We start from the raw sequence: 248 nt of genomic DNA on the forward strand, positions 1-248 counted from the left end.
TCACCATCACCAAAACCGTGCCGTTCGACGTCCTCACTCATGCCAGATTCCCGTGAGTTCGACGGACACCCTCTCCGTCGAACTCAACACTACACAAAACCGCTACAATCCGGCATATCCGGCGCTCAACCAGCGCACGTTTTTACCAAAACGGCGAGATCGGAGAACGGCATCCCACCCTCTCCGCCAAGACTTTCCTAACCGATTGTCTTTCCTCGACTTTTTGAAACAGCGTCGCTTTCCACCGT

The 248-nt window shown here is 54.0% G+C and carries 1 protein-coding gene; it reads left to right on the plus strand.

Annotated elements, in window-relative coordinates; genetic code table 11:
• Window positions 1–52 precede the first annotated feature (52 nt).
• A partial coding sequence (locus LL253_RS19720) for a hypothetical protein (protein WP_228228209.1) occupies window positions 53–248 on the plus strand: 196 nt, incomplete at its 3' end.

This window comes from Sphingobium soli (assembly GCF_020782245.1).
Lineage (GTDB): Bacteria > Pseudomonadota > Alphaproteobacteria > Sphingomonadales > Sphingomonadaceae > Sphingobium > Sphingobium soli.